The organism is Mesorhizobium sp. WSM4821 (assembly GCF_055901555.1).
Window position 1 is genome coordinate 4345045 of the sequence record NZ_CM148371.1, and the last position, 13046, is coordinate 4358090.

Genomic DNA, 13046 nt, shown 5'->3' on the forward strand with positions numbered 1-13046 from the left:
CTATCGCCTGATCAATGCAGGCGGCCGCTGGCGTGGGCAAGCATCGTATAGACCTTGCCGGTATCCGACGTCAGGTAGGTCTGGGCCATCATGTTGTCGCGGTCGTTGCGCGACACGTCCTTGAGCAGCTTTTCGAAATCGTCGCAATAACGGTCGACGGCGGCGCGGAACTCAGCCTCCATCTGATATTTGCGGCGGATCTCGTCGAAAGTCTGCTGGCCTTTCAGCGTGTAGAGGCGCCGGGTGAACACGTCGCGCTCGCCGCGCCGGTAGCGGTTCCACAATTCGATCGAGGCATCGTGATCGATGGCGCGGGCGATGTCGACGGAAAGCGAGTTGAGCGACTCCACGACGTGAAGCGGCGAACGCTGGGCAGGAGCCGAGCGTGGCGCTTCCGAAGGTGCCGCGGGCTTGGCGGCGTCGTCGCGCGATGCCCCGGTCAAGAGATCGCGCACCCACCCGCCCTGTGCCGTGCGGCCATTGGAATCGCGCTGGCGCGGCCCCGTGTCCACCGGGCGTTCCAGGTCGAGCGTGCCGCGCAGTGCGGACTCACCCAATGGCGGCTGAGGGAGGCGAGGCTCCGGCTGCGGGGCGGCGGGAGGACGGCGCTGCGGCTCAGCGGCTCGCGCGGCAGGCGCTTGCGGCGCTGGACGCAGGCTACGCGGCTCCGAAGGCTCGGCGCCGCGGCCCGATTTCGCAACGATATCCGAAAGTTCCTTCAGGGCGTTGATCTGCTCGGAAACGGCGCGGCGGATGGCCGTGGTCGATTCCTTTGCCTCTTCCGGCATCTCGATGACGCCCTTCTTGAGCTCGGCGCGGGTGAGGTCGAGCTCGCTCTTGATCGAGCCGGCGGTGCGCCGCATCTCCTCGGTCGCGTCGGCGAAGCGCTTCGTTGCAGAATCGACAACGTCGGAAATGGCGGTACGGATCTTGTCCGCCGACTCCAGCGTCTTGCCTTCGGCGTTCTGCAGCGTCTGGCCGACCAGAGTCTCGAACGAGCGCATGACCCTTTCGAGATCCTCCGACTTCTTGACCAGGCCGACGGCGAGGTCCTCCAGCGACGATTGCCTTTCCAGCGTATGTTCGAGGTTGCTCTGAGCCGAACTCAACAGGTCTGAAGCACTGGAAAGCAACCGGCTGTGCTCGTCGAACTTGGTGGCGATGCCGGCGACCTCGCGCAAGGTGGAAGACGACAATTCGGTAAGCCGTGTTGTGTTCGAATCGACCAGGCGCGCCGAGCTGGCGAAAGTCTGGGCGGCTTTTTCGGTCGTTGCCGCGAAGCTTTGCGTGCTGCCGGTCAGGCGTTCGTCGACCTGGCCCAGATTGGCCGCCGCTTGCTCGATCAGCTGACCGAGCTGCGCGCTGGAGGTGCTCATGCGGCCGATGAGATCGGCGACGCTGTCGGCAAGCGTCGAGCGCGCGCCTTCGACGGCCGACAATGTTTCGGCCGTGCGGCTGGCGAGCGCGTTGACGAGGGTGGCGTTTTCACTGCGAAGCTTCTCGGTCGCGCGCTCGGTAACCTCTTCCATGCTCTTTTGCAGTTCCGAGCCGCCCTGGGCGAAGCGCTCGACCAGAGGCCGTGCCGTTTCGTCGAGGATTTTCGAGATCTCGGCCGAGCGTGCCGCGAGCATCGTGTTGAGCTCGCGGGTGTTGGTGCCGATCGTCTTCGCGGCATCGTTGGTGCTTTGGCCGATATGCTGGCCGACCGCGGTGAAGGTTTCCGCGATCGTGTTGGCGCGCGAAATGAGTTGCGCCTCGGCGGTCGAGACCTGCTCGTTTAGCTTCTGGCCCATCGTCTCGGTGGTGTGGGCGAGACGGCCCTCGACGCTGGCGATCTGTTCCTCTACGCGAGCCGCCGCAGCCGCCGCGCTGGACGCCAGACGCTCATCGGCCCCGGCGAGCGCCTGCTCGATTTCGCGGGCGTGGCCGGCAAGTTCCTGACCGGTTTGCCTTGCACGTTCGGCAACCCGCTGCTCGGTGCTGGCAAATGCCCCAACGATGTTGTCGGTATGCTCTCCGATCGCGGACGAGCTGTCGGCGATGCGGGATATCAGACGGTGATCCGCCTCGTCGAAGATACGGCCGATCTCGGATGCACGGGCCGACAGCGCCTCCGACCCTTCGGCGATGCGCGACATCAGCTGCTGGTCTGCGGCATCGAAAATGCGGCCAAGGTCCGATGCCCGCGCCGCGAGCGCTTCGGCAGATTCGCCGATGCGCACGCCGAGCCGTTCGTCGGCGCCTTCGAAATTGCGCAGGATGTCTCCGGCGCGCGCGGCCAGCGACTGCGCCGTTTCAACCGCGCGGGCAACCAGCTTCTGGTCCGCCGCATCGAATGTGCCTGCGATCTCGCTAGCACGAGCGGCCAGCTGGTCGGCGGTTTCCTGGGCGCGCGCCAGCAAGGAGTTCGACGTATCCTCGGCGCGAGCGACGAGCGCGCTCGAGCTGTCCTCGGCACGTGCGGCGAGGCGGCGATCCGCCTCCTCGAAGGTGCGGGCGATATCCTCTGCCCTGGCGAGCAAGGCAGCCGAGGTCTGCTCGGCGCGTTCGGCGATCTTGCGATCGGCGTCGCTGAAGGCCGCGCCTGCCTGCTCATGCAGCGCGCTGGTGACTTCCATGACCTTTTCGCGCAACGCACCCGCAACGAAGACGGCGCTCTTTTCGAGCACGCTGCGAACGTTGTCGACACCGGTCGACAGCGCGCGCTCCATGGTCCCGGCACGCTCCTCGATGATGCCGGTCTGGCGGCTGAACGCCTGCTCGATCTTTTCGACATCGGCGGCGATTGCCTCGGATATGTCGGTGCTTCTGGCGGCGATCTGGTCGATATGGCCGGACAGGGAACGGTCGACTTCCTTGCGCGTATCGGCGAGCCTGGAGAGATCGTCCTCCAGCGCACGGGTCAGCGTGTCGCGGCCTTCGGCCAACTTGCCGATGTGCCCGGCGATGATGTCGTCGACGTCGGAGCGGCTGGCAGCGATTTTCTGCAGGTCCGCTTCCAGCGCACGTCTGAGGATGTCGCGGCCTTCGGCCAGCTTCTCGACCTGGCCGGCAACCAGTCCGTCGATGCTCGACCGGCTTTCGGCCAGCTTGGCAAGATCGTCCTCGAGCGCCTTGGAAAGGATCGAGCGGTCCTGGATGAGCTTGTCGGCATGGCTGTTCACAAGACCGTTGACGCTGCCGAGGTCGGCCTCCAGCGCCCGCGCAAACTGTGCGCGATTGTCGGTCAGCTGCTGGGACTGGTCGGTGACGATACCCTTGATGGTATTGAGGTCCGCTTCCAGCGCGCGTCTGAGAATGTCGCGGCCCTCGGCCAATTTTTCGACCTGGCCGGCAACCAGTCCGTCGATGCTCGACCGGCTTTCCGCCAGTTTGGCGAGATCGTCTTCGAGCGCCTTGGACAGGGTCGAGCGGTCTTCCGCCAGCTTTTCGGACTGGTCCGATATGACGTCCTTGATCGTGTTGAGATCGGATTCAAGCGCGCGCTTGAGAATGTCGCGGCCCTCAGCCAATTTCTCGACCTGGCCGGTAACCAGACCATCGATGCTCGACCGGCTTTCGGCCAGCTTGGCAAGGTCTTCCTCGAGCGCCTTGGACAGGGTCGAGCGGTCCTCGGTGAGCCTGTTCATGTGATCGGAAATAAGGGCGTTCACGCTCTGCAGGTCGGTTTCCAGCGCCCGTGACAGCTGGCCACGGTCTTCCGCCAGCTTTTCGGACTGGCCTGATATGACGTCCTTGATCGTGTTGAGATCGGATTCAAGCGCGCGCTTGAGAATGTCGCGGCCCTCGGCCAATTTCTCGACCTGGCCGGTAACCAGACCATCGATGCTCGACCGGCTTTCAGCCAGTTTGGCGAGGTCGTCCTCGAGCGCTTTCGACAGGGTTGAACGGTCCTCGGCGAGCCTGTTCATGTGATCGGAGATAAGGGCATTCACGCTTTGCAGATCGATTTCCAACGCCTGTGAGAGCTGACTGCGGTCTTCCGCCAGCCTTTCCGACTGGCCCGATATAACGCCCTTGATCGTGTTGAGATCGGATTCCAGCGCGCGCTTGAGAATGTCGCGGCCCTCGGCCAGCTTCTCGACCTGGCCGGCGACCAGCCCGTCGATGCTCGACCGGCTTTCGGCCAGTTTGGCGAGGTCGTCTTCGAGCGTCTGCGAAAGCAGGCTGCGATCGCTGGCGAGTCGGTCCGAATGGTCCTCGACCAGGCCCCTGATGCCGGACAGGTCGCCTTCGAGCGAACGCGACAGCTCGGCGCGGTCTTCCGCCAGTTTGGCGGAATGGCTCTCGATGAGACCCCTGATGCCGACGATGTCGGATTCCAGCGCCTTGGCGAGTATGGCGCGACCTTCGGCGATCTTCTCGACCTGACCGGCGACCAGGCCGTCGATGCTGGCGCGGCTGTCGGCCAGCTTGCCGAGATCGGCCTCGAGGGCACGCGACAGAATGCTGCGGCCTTCGGCGAGCTTGCCAACATGACCTGCAACCATTTCGTCAATGATTGTGCGGGCTTGTACAAGTTTTCCGGAGTCTTCGTTCAAGGCCTGTGAAAGCCTGTTGCGACCCTCTTCGAGGCTTTCGAGATGGCTGCCGAGCGAAGCATCGATGGCGGCGCGAGACTCGTTGACCTTGCGCAGATCCTCTTCCAGCGCGCGCGCGATCAGGCTGCGGCCTTCGGCAAGCTTCTGCACCTGGTCGGTGACAGCTGCGTCGATACCTTCACGGCTTTCGGCGAATTTCTCAAGATCGGCCTGCATTGCGGCCGCCATTCGTTCGCGGCTTTCGGCAAGCTTGCGGCTGTGGTTCTCGACGGCTTCCTCGATGCCGACGCGGGCATCGGCAAGCCGCTGGATATCGGCGTCGAAGGAGCGCGACACCACGTGACGGGCCGCTTCCATGCGCCCGGCGAAATCGCCGGCGCGCGCCTCAAGCATGGACGAGGTCGACGAAACGATGTCGGCCATATCGGCGCCGATCTGGGTCTTGCCCTGATCGATCATCGCCGACAGCGTCTCCTTGCTTTCCTGGAAGGTGTGGGCGATTTCGCGCGCGCGCTCAACCAAGGTCTCGTTGATCTGGCGAGCGCGGGCCTCGAGAGCGGCGTTGAGCTTCTGCGTGCCGGTGTCCAGCGCTTCGGCGCGGGTCTGGAATTCACCGATCAGCGCCTGGCCGCGTTCGGCCAGCGTCCGCTCGATGCCGTCGAGGCTGGCTTCAAATTCGGAGTTGAGCGTGCGCGCGGCGCCGCCGAGCAGCGACACCATGCCGGAGGTCCGATCGTCGAGCAGATCGGTCAATGACCGGGTGAGGCCGTCGGTCGTGTCCGTCAGCTTGGCGATGCGCGTATCGAGCAAGCTGGCGAAGGCTTCGCCGGAGGTCGACAGGCGGTCCGTGATCGATTCGAGCCGGCCTTCCACCGAATCGAAGATCGACATCGAGCTTTCGTTGATCCTGTCGATCAGCGTATCGCCGGAATTGTTGATGGTCATCGACAGGTTGGTCGAGGCGTTGAGGATGCTGTCGCGAATGATGTCGCTGGCAGCTCCGATTTCGTCCTTCAGCGTCTCATGCGCGCTGGTGATAGAAGCGCGCACGCGCTCGGCATGGGTGACAACCGCTTCGCGCTCGCTGCCCAACCCGTCGACAAGTGATCGGATACGAGACTCATTCTCCGAATAGGAGCGTTCGATCTGGTTCACCTCGCTGTGGACCAGGGTTTCGAGCTCGACTGCACGAGCAAGCGTGCGCTCGATGCCTTCACCCATGGCCGCCACCTCGCGGCGGACGGCTTGCCCGATCATCATGACGCGATCCTGGGCGACATTTTCCGGCTCGGTCAGGCGGAAAGCCACTTCCGTCATCGACTGAGCGGCGATGCGCATTTCCTGCGCGCGGCGAATCATGGCTGCAAACGCCCAGAACAGAAGGACGGGCAGCAACGTAGCGACCGCAAGGCCGATCAGTTCGGGACGGGCGAAGAACTGGTCGGGCGTGCGGATTTGCCAGATGCCTGGTCCAAACAGCAGATTGGCCAATGCGCCGGCCCCCGCGATCCAGACCAGCGAAACAAGCGCCACCACCCAGTAGATCGTGTTCGAGGCACGCCGATTGAGAGTGTGCAGCAGCGTCTTGTAGTCTTTTGGACGAGGGTCATTGGCTGGCGTGAAACCGGCCGGCTGTGAGCCATTGCGAGTTTCCACAGGGCGCAGTTCAGCCGGCTTTGCCGCGGGCTTTGCTTTCTGGTCCTGATTGGCGAAAGGCTCGGCCTTCTGGCCCAAATTGGCGACAGGCTCCGCCTTTTGGCTTTGGTCGGCGACGGGCTCGGCATTCTGGTTGCGGCCTTCGCGCGCCAATTCGTCGGCAGCCTGCGATATCTGCGCTTCCAGATCTTCCATCGACGCGGCGATGTCGAGGTCGCCGGCATCGCCGCTCAGATCGATATCAAGCGCCTTTTCGAGTTCCTTGGCTACGTCGCTGTCGAGCGTTCTCGAAGTCGTTGTTTTCTTCGCCATGCCTTCGCTACCCTGTACAAGCTGCCGCGGGACTTATGAATTCTGCTTATCGTGTCCCACGCAAGAGGCTGAAAATGGACCTGTCGTATCGTAATGACACACCGGGGTAAAGAAAACATGCATTCGGCGCGATACGTAAAACTTTAAATATAAGGTTAACGAAACTGTGATTCCGGCGCCGTTATCGCAACATTTTTCCGGGCCAATCATTAACCCGTTGTCCACAGGATGCGCCTATTTTTTTCGGCTGGAAGAACGGAGTTGCAGATTCATGCGTGGCGAAAACGGCATTGCCTTCTCGATGCCTGGCGGCGACGTGTCGGGAACGGCCGGGTCGCGGCCGGTAGATCTGGCGCATCTCGCGCGCCAGACGATGGGCGACCGTAGCCTCGAGCAGGAGGTGCTGGCGCTGTTCGTGCAGCAGGCGCTGTCCGTTCGCGACAGGATCGTCGACGCCGACGTAAGTGGACGACTGCTTCTGGCGCACGGGCTGAAAGGCTCGGCGCGCGGCGTCGGCGCCTTCGCGATTGCCGAGTGCGCCAGCGCGATCGAACTTCAGCCTGAAGACACCGATACCCTCACGCGGCTTGGCTCCCTGATCGAAGAAGTCCGCGATTTCGTCGCCGCCATCAGCCGTTAAACCCATTTCGGAAAAAAACGGCATTGAGCGCCGCTTTCGCGCCGCAGTTGACTTGTCCGCCGGAGTGATTATCTCGGCTGAGACTCCCTTCAGGTGACAAATGACCAAGCTGACATTCATCGCCCATGACGGCACACATTTCGACGTGGATGCCGAAAACGGCTCGACCGTCATGGAGAACGCGATCCGCAACGCCGTGCCGGGGATCGAGGCCGAATGCGGTGGCGCCTGCGCCTGCGCGACCTGCCATGTCTATGTCGACGAGGCATGGACGGCGGAGGTCGGCGAGCCGGAGGCAATGGAAGAGGACATGCTGGACTTCGCCTACGACGTCCAGCCGAACTCGCGGCTCTCCTGTCAGATCAAGGTGCGTGACGCTCTCGACGGCCTTGTTGTTCGCGTGCCCGCCCGTCAAGGCTGAAGCGTTAAGTTTGTAGCCGATTTTTCCGGCTCCGGCTTGGCAGCGAGCCAATGGTCATGCAGTGTCGCGCCATTCTCTGCAAGGCTCACACATGACCGATATCACCAGGACGGACGTACTCATTGTCGGGGCAGGACCCGTCGGCCTGTTCGCCGTATTCGAGCTCGGCCTCTTTGACATGAAGTGCCATCTGATCGACATACTCGACCGGCCCGGCGGCCAATGCGCCGAACTCTATCCGGAAAAGCCGATCTACGACATTCCAGGCTGGCCATCGATCTCGGCGCAGGGCCTGGTCGACAAGCTGCTCGAGCAGATCGCGCCGTTCAAGCCCGACTTCACCTTCAACCGCATGGTCTCTAGCCTCGAAAAGCTCGAGGACGGCAGCTTTCGCGTCATCACCGACGAGAACGAGGTGTTCGAAGCCAAGGTTGTGGTGATCGCCGCCGGCGGCGGCTCGTTCCAGCCGAAGCGGCCGCCGATCCCGGGCATCGAGCTCTATGAAGGCAAAAGCGTCTTCTACTCGGTTCGCCGCATGGAGGAATTCCGCGGCCACGACCTCATCATCGTCGGCGGCGGCGATTCGGCGCTCGACTGGACGCTGAACCTGCAACCTGTGGCCAACAGCGTGACGCTGGTGCACCGGCGTCCGGAATTCCGCGCGGCGCCTGACAGCGTCAACAAGATGTACGCCATGCAGGAGATGAAGGAGCTGGAATTCAAGGTCGGCCAGGTGACGGGACTGACCGGCGTTGACGGTCAGCTGTCCTCGGCGACCGTCAAGGGCCCCAGCGGCGATATCGAGGTGCCGTGCACGCGCATGCTGCCGTTCTTCGGCCTGACCATGAAGCTCGGACCGATCGCCGAATGGGGGCTCAACCTTCATGAGAACATGATCCCGGTCGACACCGAGAAATTCCAGACGTCGGTACCGGGCATCTTCGCCGTCGGCGACATCAACTGGTACCCCGGCAAGCTGAAGCTGATCCTGTCGGGCTTCCATGAAGTCGCGCTGATGGCGCAGGCGGCCAAGCGAATCATCAGCCCCGGCGAACGCATCGTATTCCAGTACACGACCTCGTCGACCAGCCTGCAGAAGAAGCTCGGCGTCGCCGGCTGACGTTTTCCCTCATTATTCTAGGAGAGTCGGCTTCACTCCGCGAGGATCGGCGCCTCGGTCTCGGCATGGCCGCGCAGCGGCTTCTCCGGCATCAGCCCGAGCGTGACAAGTGATACGAGCAGCGTCGCCGCGGCGGCAAGAAAGATCATCACGAACGGCGTGACTGATGCGACAGGGCCGGCTGCCTGCGCGCTTTCGCTGGCCAAGGGAAGGCCGTAGCCGAGGGCGACCGCTCCGAGCATGGCGACACCAAGCGCGCTGCCCAGCGAGCGAAGGAAAGCCAGCACGCCGGTCGCGACACCAAGATGCGGGCGGTCGACGGCGTTCTGGACCGCGATGGTGACGACCGGGAACGTCGTCCCGGCACCCAGCCCTATGCAGGTCGTCAGAACCTCGACAACCACCAGCGAGGCGTGTCCGGCGACAAGGCCGAGCAGGCCGAGGCAGCTAATAGCGAAGATCGTTCCTACCAGCGCGATCCGCTTGTAATGAACGAAGCGCGGTATCATGCGGCCGCTGAATGTCGCGCCGGCGACGGTGCCGAGCAACAACCCGAGCATCGCGACGCCCGAATTGCTGGCCGAGAGACCAAGGATCGACTGCAGGTAGACGGGCAGGTAGACCGCCAGGCCGACATTGGCGGCCTGCAGCAGGAACATCGACAGGGTGCCGGCAAGCACGATTGGATTGCCGAGCACTTCGAGCGAGATCAGCGGTTCGACCGCGCGCATGAGCCGCAGCGCAAAGGCGCCGCTAAAGACAGCCGAGCAGGCGAGCAGCCCGAGGATTTCGCGCGACGTCCATGGATAGGCGCTGCCGCCCCAATTCAGTGCAAGAAGCAATAGCGCGGTGGCCACGACAAGAAGCAGCGCGCCAAGGCCGTCGATGCTGTGATGCCTTGCGGCGACCGGCAGCTTCTTGAGCGGCTTGTTGATGATCGCCATCGCCAGAAGGCCGAGCGGGATGTTGATCCAGAAGATCAGCGACCAGTGCAGATGTTCGGCGAAGGAGCCGCCGAGCAGCGGCCCGGCGATGCTGGCAACCGCCCAGGTGCCCGCGATCCAGGCGGCGTAGCGTGCCCGTTCGCGCGGTGGAACGAGGTCGCCGATCACGGTCTGCGTCAAGGTGAACAAGCCGCCACCGCCGGCACCCTGGATAGCCCGTCCGACGACCAGGACGAGCATGTTGGGGGCCATGGCGCTGACAAGCGATCCGGCGAGAAAGATGAGGATTGCCGCATAGACGGTCGGCCGGCGGCCGTGGACGTCCGAGATCTTGCCGTAGAGCGGTGCCGTGGCGGTCGCGGTCAAGAGATAGCCGGTCACGATCCACGGGAGATATTCGGCATGCCCAAGCAAACGCGCGATGGTCGGCATTGCCGGCGCGACGATAGTCTGGTCGAGCGCCGCCAGCAGCATCGACAACAGCACGCCGCCGATGATGGCGTTCTTTTCGCGTTCGGTCAGCGGCGACGCCTCTACCGGCGCCGTGGCCGCTTCGCTGACAGCTTTGTCCATCGATCCACTCCGTCCGCCCGCTGGCAGCGCTGTTTCCAGAGGGAGAACCGTGGCCGTCCGCCAAGCGCCGGTGACAGGCCGGAAATCGGACCCTCTGAACTGGGCTGTGGACCTCGTTGGGGCAACGGGGCTTCGAATCCCGCCAGGCGGGATCGCCGGACTACCGACCGGCATGCGTTTCGTATAACAGCGGCGTGGCAATAGCAGGCGGTACCGGACGTGTCGAGGCGAAGGTCTGCGAGTGCCTAAATCGTTACCGTCTGGTCCAAGTCACCCCGGCAGCCGACCGTTCTCGATGCGCTCCATGCGATAGCGCAGCAGCCGCAGGATGCGGCTTTCGAAGTTGATGGTTTCGACGCGATCGAATTGCACCTGAGCCCGGTCGTGCCTGGCAAGAATTGCGGCGGTGATCTCCGTGGCCTTGGCCTTGGCCATGTCGCAGGTCTTCTGCGGGTAAGTCGCCTTCAGCGCATCCTCGAGTTCGCGGGCATGGTTCTTGGCGATCTCGACATGGCGGTCCTCATGCCGCTTGATGTCGGCGGACAATGTGGCCCAAAACAGCCTCACGCCGGCGTCGGCCTTGCGCGGGCGGCGCCACTCGGGAAGGATCACCTTGACCTTGACGATGACGTTAGCGTCGGCAATCCCGCAGGAATTCGGTTTTTGCGCATAGCTGACACGGGTGGTGAACGCCATCTGGGTGGCGCCTGGATGCCGCATCCCGGTGCTTTTCACCTGGGGCCCAAGTTTCGTAAGCTGGGTTCCGATATCATCGAGCGTCCTGCCGCCGATGCTGAAGTAGCTATATGTCTTAACCAGTGACGCCGCACCCGCCGGCAAGGCGGCAAATGCGAGCATCAGAGCGTAGAGCAAGGGTCGTTTCGTCATGTTGCCTCTTCGCCCACCTTGCTTTACGGCCGTTGCCGACCCAACGGAATTGATCTGTCGCGGATCATACATGGTTGATCGACAATGACGACAGGGCAATGGCAGCTGGCGCATGGGCGTCGTCTCGACCTTGGCGGCAAGGCCGTGATCGTGGGTATCCTCAATGTCACGCCGGACAGTTTCTCCGACGGTGGGCAGTTTGCAGCGCCCGAACAGGCGGTGGCCCAGGCGCGCCGGATGGTGGAAGAGGGGGCCTCCGTCATCGATGTCGGCGGAGAATCGACACGCCCGGGTGCGTCTGCGGTAACCATCGAGGAAGAGCAGGCCCGCGTGCTGCCCGTCATCGAGGCGCTCGCCAGGCTTGGCGAGGCGATGATTTCGGTCGACACCTATCGCGAGGACACCGCTCGGCTTGCCGTCGCCGCCGGCGCGCACATCGTCAACGATGTCTGGGGCCTGCAGCGCGAACCAGGCATTGCCCGCGTCGCGGCCGAAACCGGCGCGGGGCTTGTCGTCATGCACACCGGGCGTGACCGGGAAAAGCTGCCCGATGTGATCGAGGATCAGTTTTTCTTCCTCAGGAAATCACTGGAAATCGCCGGCCGGAGCGGCGTTGCCGATGACCAGATCGTGCTTGATCCGGGCTTTGGCTTCGCCAAGGAGACAGCCGAGGAGAACCTCGACCTGATGGCACGGTTTTCCGAACTCCGTGCCCTGGGCTTTCCGCTGATGGCGGGCACATCGCGAAAGCGCTTCATCGGCGCCGTCACCGGCCGCGACGCCACGGCCAGGGGTGCTGGAACAGCGGCGACGAGCGTCATCCTAAGGCTCAAGGGCGCGCAGCTTTTTCGCGTCCACGATGTCGCAATCAATGCGGATGCGCTGGCGCTTGCGGATGCTATGCTGGCGCGTGAAACCGCCGCATAGGCGCAAAATCGGAATCGATTTTTTGCTGCGCTGACCATCAGGACGCCGAACGATGTATATCATCCGCATGAAGAACTGCGCCTTCTTCGCCCGGCACGGCGTGCTGGATGAAGAGGAGACGCTCGGCCAGCGCTTCTATGTCGACGCTACGCTCACCGTCGAACCCGGCCGCGCGCTGGTCGATGATTCCATCGAGGATACCGTCCACTATGGCGTCGCCTTCGGGGTGATCGAAAAGATCATAACCGGAGAGAGGCGGTTTCTGATAGAAGCGTTGGCGCTGGAAGTGGCTCGGGCGTTGACGGCCCGGTTTCCCCAGATCAAAAGAGCCGAGATCACTGTGCGTAAGCCGAACGCGCCGGTGCCCGGCGTGCTCGATCATGTCGAGGTGACCGTTGTCTGGCCCGAATAACACCGTCTACCTCAGCCTTGGCGGCAATCTCGGCGACCCGGCAAAGTCGATGGGCGCGGCGTTGCGCATGCTCGACGCCGACGAGAACGCGCGCGTCGTTATCGTCTCTTCGCTTTACCGCACGCCACCCTGGGGCAAGCTCGACCAGCCGAATTTTCTCAATGCGGCTGCCGAAATTTCGACTTCGCTAGTGCCACATGCATTGCTCGATCTTTGTCTCGATGTCGAACGCAGACTGAAACGGGTGCGCGAGGAACGCTGGGGCCCACGTCTGATCGACATCGACATTCTGGTGTTTGGCGATCGGATCATCCACGAAACCGGGCTGGACGTACCACATCCGCGTATGCTGGAGCGCGCCTTTGTTCTGGCGCCGCTGGCCGAGATCGCGCCTGGCCTCACCGTAGGGGGCAGAAGCGTGGCGGAGCGGCTTGCCGCTCTCGACAGCGTCGGCATCGAGCAGTTGTCGTCCGGCCGGGATTGGTGGCTGACCTAGGGCGCGTTGATAATTCAGGTGATGCCGGCCTGCGAAAGGCGGGTTTTTGCGCTTCCGGTGCTCACGTATCCAAATATACGCTGCGCTCCGGTTCTCGAAACCCATCATTCTCGGCT

The 13046-nt window shown here is 63.2% G+C and carries 9 protein-coding genes; 6 read left to right on the forward strand and 3 right to left on the reverse strand.

Annotated features, from left to right (window positions below; all coding sequences use genetic code 11):
• Window positions 1-11: 11 nt before the first annotated feature.
• Window positions 12-6509 carry a kinesin gene (locus AC0NID_RS21035; RefSeq protein WP_473456853.1) on the reverse strand — a complete coding sequence of 2166 codons (6498 nt, stop codon included), beginning with the start codon at window positions 6507-6509 and terminating at the stop codon, window positions 12-14.
• A gap of 271 nt (window positions 6510-6780) precedes the next feature.
• Here AC0NID_RS21035 and AC0NID_RS21040 point away from each other — a divergent pair, with 271 nt between their 5' ends.
• The 3 genes from AC0NID_RS21040 (at window position 6781) to AC0NID_RS21050 (ending at window position 8690) form a co-directional block, all read left to right on the forward strand.
• On the forward strand, window positions 6781-7149 hold the full coding sequence (locus tag AC0NID_RS21040) for an Hpt domain-containing protein (protein WP_473456854.1): 369 nt from the start codon (window positions 6781-6783) through the stop codon (window positions 7147-7149).
• 100 nt (window positions 7150-7249) lie between these two features.
• On the forward strand, window positions 7250-7570 hold the full coding sequence (locus AC0NID_RS21045) for a 2Fe-2S iron-sulfur cluster-binding protein (protein ID WP_006334837.1): 321 nt from the start codon (window positions 7250-7252) through the stop codon (window positions 7568-7570).
• Window positions 7571-7661: 91 nt separating this feature from the next.
• The gene (locus tag AC0NID_RS21050; protein WP_473456855.1) at window positions 7662-8690 is read left to right on the forward strand and encodes an NAD(P)/FAD-dependent oxidoreductase; all 1029 of its coding nucleotides are present in this window, start codon (window positions 7662-7664) and stop codon (window positions 8688-8690) included.
• A gap of 32 nt (window positions 8691-8722) precedes the next feature.
• Here the strand turns inward: AC0NID_RS21050 and AC0NID_RS21055 are convergent, their stop codons facing one another.
• Both AC0NID_RS21055 and AC0NID_RS21060 read right to left on the reverse strand, forming a co-directional pair.
• Window positions 8723-10207: an MDR family MFS transporter gene (locus AC0NID_RS21055; protein ID WP_473456857.1), complete on the reverse strand. Its 1485-nt coding sequence runs from the start codon at window positions 10205-10207 to the stop codon at window positions 8723-8725.
• Window positions 10208-10477: 270 nt separating this feature from the next.
• A complete protein-coding gene (locus tag AC0NID_RS21060; RefSeq protein WP_473456858.1) occupies window positions 10478-11095 on the reverse strand; it encodes a DUF922 domain-containing Zn-dependent protease in 618 nt (205 codons plus the stop codon).
• 84 nt (window positions 11096-11179) lie between these two features.
• Between AC0NID_RS21060 and folP the strand changes: the two genes are divergently transcribed.
• The 3 genes from folP to folK are packed head-to-tail and all read left to right on the forward strand — an operon-like array spanning window position 11180 to window position 12930.
• Complete coding sequence (folP, locus tag AC0NID_RS21065; protein WP_473456859.1) at window positions 11180-12022, forward strand: dihydropteroate synthase; 843 nt, start codon at window positions 11180-11182, stop codon at window positions 12020-12022.
• Between the two features lie 52 nt (window positions 12023-12074).
• Window positions 12075-12434 carry a dihydroneopterin aldolase gene (gene folB, locus AC0NID_RS21070; RefSeq protein ID WP_473456860.1) on the forward strand — a complete coding sequence of 120 codons (360 nt, stop codon included), beginning with the start codon at window positions 12075-12077 and terminating at the stop codon, window positions 12432-12434.
• Complete coding sequence (gene folK, locus AC0NID_RS21075) at window positions 12418-12930, forward strand: 2-amino-4-hydroxy-6-hydroxymethyldihydropteridine diphosphokinase (RefSeq protein WP_473456861.1); 513 nt, start codon at window positions 12418-12420, stop codon at window positions 12928-12930. Before folB ends, folK begins: the two co-directional genes overlap by 17 nt.
• Window positions 12931-13046: the final 116 nt, after the last annotated feature.